Here is a 4,773-nt window from a genome sequence, read left to right on the forward strand (position 1 = left end):
CATTATATATAGTTATTTAGAATGTAGTATGTTTAATTAATATTTGGATTAGCTAAGAATGTCTCTCACCACATCTCCATGCACATCGGTAAGTCTAAAACGCCTACCCTGATGTTTAAAGGTCATTCGTTCATGATCTATCCCAAAGAGATGTAATAATGTAGCCTGAAAATCATGTGTGTGCACAGGGTCCTTTATCACATTATATCCAAAGTCATCGGTTTCACCATAGGTAAACCCTGGCTTCACCCCTGCCCCAGCCATAAACATAGTAAAAGCTTTTGGGTGATGATCCCTTCCATAATTGGTAGCCGTTAACTGGCCTTGGGAATAAACGGTACGTCCAAACTCTCCTCCCCAAACCACTAGGGTATCTTCCAACATTCCCCTTTGTTTAAGATCTTTGATCAAAGCAGCTGTTCCTTGATCTGTATTTTTACTTTGGTGTTTGACGCCACCTGGGCAATTATCATGTTGATCCCAACCTTGATGAAATAATTGAACAAACTTCACGTCCTTTTCTAAAAGCTTACGGGCCAATAAACAGTTTGCAGCGTAAGTACCTGGATTTCTACTATCCGGTCCGTACATATCAAAAATATAATCGGGTTCATCTGAGGTGTCTGTTACCTCGGGAACGGAAGTTTGCATTCTAAAGGCCATCTCATATTGTGCAATTCTGGCATTTATTTCAGGATCCCCGTACGCATCATACGCAACCCCGTTCAACTTATTTAAATAGTCCAGCATCTTTCTACGATCGTACCCATCATAATTCTCAGGATTTCCTAAATAAAGTACCGGATCTTTTCCTGAACGGAACTGCACCCCTTGGTGCTCTGTTGGTAAAAAACCATTGCCCCATAAACGGGAATATAAAGGCTGTCCCGAACCATTTTTGGAGACCAATGAAATAAAGGTGGGTAGATTATTATTATCAGATCCTAACCCATAACTTACCCAAGAACCTATAGATGGTCTTCCAGGTTGTTGGCTCCCGGTAAGAAAAAAGGTTATAGCAGGATCGTGATTAATAGCATCCGTATGCATTCCCTTGATAAAACAAAGATCGTCTACCACCTCTGATAAATACGGCATGGCATCACTTACCCATGCCCGAGATTCGCCATATTGCTCAAAATTTAAGGTAGATGCTGCTATAGGAAAGGCTGTTTGATCTGCACTCATCCCTGTAAGGCGTTGTCCAGCTCTAATAGAATCCGGTAAATCCTGCCCGAACATATCGGTAAGCTTAGGTTTGTAATCGAACAGATCCAGGTGCGAAGGTCCGCCACTTTGAAATAGATAAACTATACGTTTTGCCTTGGGTAAATGATGAGGCAACCCCAATTTATTTCTCGTGAGGGAAGTCTCTTGCCCAGCAATAGACCCCATTGCGCCCCAAGCCTTCTCCGTGTTCAACAAGGAACTAAGTGCAATGGCCCCGATCCCAAGGGAGGTCTTTTTAAAAAACTCCCTCCTATCCAATTGTTTTTCAATACGCTGTAGATCCCTGTTATTTGATCTTAATTTATCATGATGATCGCACATATCGTCCTGTTTAATTCTAATTCTTTTATATCTATCTTTTTGTGATACAAGGGTCTGCATTCATTATGGTATTCGCCACCACCGCATTAGCGGCCACCAACGCTTTTTCACCATCATCCTGTAACTTAAATTCCCCTGTATTAAGCCACCCTTTGGCTTTGTCTATATTATTAGTGAATTTTTCATATTCCTCTTCTTGTAGCGCTACAAGTATTTGCAGCTCATTTTCCTTGATCTTTCGTCCCGTAAGCTGTCTGAAAACTTTGGAAATGGCCAATTTTATTTCTCCAATTTCGCTCATACGCTTACCCATAACCCTAGAAGCTTCAATATAAGTAGGGTCATTGAGTAAAACCAACGCTTGTAATGGCGTATTGGTTTCTTGCCTACGAATGGTGCATACATCACGTGCTGGGGCATCAAAAGTGGCCAACGTAGGATGTGGTACAGAGCGTTTCCATATAGTATATAAGCTTCTCCTGTACAGTTTATCTCCAGTATCCTCCCTATAAGTCGCGTTGTTCACCTTCCATAATCCTTCCGGTTGGTAAGGTCTCACACTTTCTCCTCCAATGGTTTTGTTTAGCAATCCAGAACTGGCCAAAGCATTATCCCGCAACATCTCTCCAGACAATCTTTTGGACGGCCCTCTTGCCAGAAGGATGTTTTCATTGTCCATTTCCATTAATTCTTCGTTTACCATTGAGGATTGCTGATAGGTGCGCGACATAACAATCAATTTCTGCATAGCTTTAACGTCCCATCCAGAATCCCTAAATTCCAAAGCCAACCAATCCAACAATTTCGGATGACTGGGCATTTCACCCTGCTTCCCAAAATCTTCGGATGTTTTAACCAACCCATTACCAAAGTAGTGCTGCCAAAACCTGTTCACTGCCACCCTCGCCGTCAATGGATGGTCTTCATGGAATAACCATTTCGCAAAACCCAATCTGTTTTTTGGATAGTCTTCGGGCATAGGAAAAATCGCTTCGGGGGTATTGGGAAACACTTCTTCCCCCCTAGCATCGTACACACCTCTATCCAAAATATAGGAGGGTACCGGTTCTGGGGTTTCTTCCATAACCATTACTTCCTTAACCTTTTCTAAACTATCCACATAACGCTTGCGTAATTCGGCTAATTTACGTTGATGTAGTTTGTCTGCTTTTGAAACACTTTTGAAATAATAGTCCTTTACTACTTCTTTTTCATCCGTAGTTAAACTGGCTACCTCTTTATTGATTAATTTGCTTAAACTGTTATCCTCTGCCAATCGCATTATCTCTAGTGCAGATAAATCCCTATCATAAACCCGAATCTCATCAACAACAGCCCCCTTAATTCCCTTCCCCCTTAATCTAGCTCCTAATTGTAAACCAGGTTCATTATTGTTTCTAAATAGGATATCCTTATAAAGGTTATCGATTATCACCTCGGTTTCCATTTCTTTTCCATCTACAAACAATTTATACCCGTCTGCTTTGCTAGATCCATTATACGTTATTGCAAAATGAACCCACTGATCCCTTGGAAATTCGTTTTTAGAAATTTCTACAATGGCATTGTTTGGTGCGGTATGCGCCATCATCAACTCCAATTTATTGTCCACTATTTTAAGATGATATCCACGCCAGTTATACAAAATAGCCCCATCCCCTTTATGGAAAATATTTCCATTATCAATATTTGCAGGAATATTGGCCCATAGGCTAATACTAAAGGAATCATTTCTACCAAAAACAGCAGTTTTCCTTAAATCCAACCAGGTATCCCCATCAAACAAAACACCTTTCCCTTGTTTTCCGTTTGAAAAATTTATTTGCTGTCCTTCCCTGCCTTCACGCTTCATTGTTCCCATAATGCTAGGATCTATAGCATTCCGTAAGTTACTATCGTTAAGATTAAAATAGGCTGTTAAACCATCCGAAGGAATCTGGGATGATATGCTTGTATATTCTTTTTTGGATAACCATTTATTAAAGTTTTCAGCAATGTCTATTTCCTTCACTTTACTGATTTCTCCTTCTGTTTCGTCTATAAGTTGTTTTAGATAAGATAGTACTTGTTCCTCTTCTTCCGTAGTCATCATTAAGGTGGGTACTGGGGTTGCATCATTCCAAGATATCTGTCCCGATTCATTCACATTGTTGAAAAAACTAGTCATCTCATAGAAGTTTTTATGAGAGATGGGATCATATTTATGGTCGTGGCATCTGGCGCAAGCAACGGTAAGCCCCATAAAAGCTTGGCCCACCGTACTTGCTCTATCCACTGCATATTCTACCAAAAACTCTTCATTCACAATACCTCCCTCCATATTTTGAGGATGTATACGGTTAAAGGCAGTCGCCAAAATAGACTCTCTAGTAGGGTCCTCAATAAGGTCTCCAGCCAATTGCCAGGTTATAAATTGCTCATAGGATATGTTTCTATTAAACGCATCAATCACCCAATCCCTCCATGGCGACATATCGCGAAATCTATCTACACTATATCCATGAGTATCTGCAAATCGTGATAAATCCATCCAACCCAAAGCCATTTGTTCCCCATAGTGCGGAGAAGCCAATAATTTATCTACCTGTTTCTCATAGGCGCTCGGAGAATTGTCTTTTAAAAAGGCATCCATTTCATCAACAGAAGGTGGTAACCCTATGAGATCTAGATAAAGTCTTCTCAACAATAATTCTTTATCCGCTTTAATGGAGAATTGGAGGTTTTCTTGTTCTAAACGCGCTAGAACAAAATTATCGATAGGATTATAAATCACGTGACTGTTCCCGACCTTTAGCACTTCATGTTTTTCCGGCTTTATAAATGCCCAATGCTCCTTATATTCGGCTCCTTGTTCTATCCATTTTATTAAAACGGCCTTTTCATGATTTGTTAAAGTAAGGTGGGAATCAGGTTCGGGCATCATATAATTAGGGTCTTCCGAAATTATTCTATGAAAAACCTCGCTCCTATTTAGGTTTCCTGGAGTTAATGCATATTTTCCGGGGGACTCCCTTAATTCCTTATAGGCCTCTTCAGGCGTATCTAACTGAAGATTGGCCTTTATTTTTGCCTTATCTGGACCATGACAGATAAAACATTTATCAGAAAGGATTGGTTTTACATGGATATTAAAATCTACCTGATTCGGTATTTTGTCATATTCCAGGGATACCAATTCAGGTAATTGGGGTCCTCCACAGGATAAAACCAATAAAAACCCAG

Annotated in this window: 2 protein-coding genes; both read right to left on the minus strand. The window is 40.2% G+C overall.

The annotated features are described in order from the left end of the window. Nucleotides 1-48: 48 nt before the first annotated feature. Entirely contained in the window at nt 49-1,551 is a 1,503-nt protein-coding gene (locus G466_RS0118760) for a DUF1501 domain-containing protein (RefSeq protein WP_026814994.1), read from the minus strand. A 31-nt stretch (nt 1,552-1,582) separates the two neighbouring features. Continuing rightward, nucleotides 1,583-4,773, minus strand: a 3,191-nt coding sequence (locus G466_RS0118765) for a DUF1553 domain-containing protein (RefSeq protein ID WP_026814995.1), incomplete at its 5' end; no start/stop codon positions are given.

Origin of the sequence: Arenibacter certesii DSM 19833 (assembly GCF_000429545.1) — a bacterium.
GTDB classification, from domain to species: Bacteria; Bacteroidota; Bacteroidia; order Flavobacteriales; family Flavobacteriaceae; genus Arenibacter; species Arenibacter certesii.

Coding starts and splice junctions, on each gene's coding strand:
- G466_RS0118760 (WP_026814994.1), bottom strand. CDS start 1,551: ATGTGCGATCATCATGATAAATTAAGATCAAATAACAGGGATCTACAG.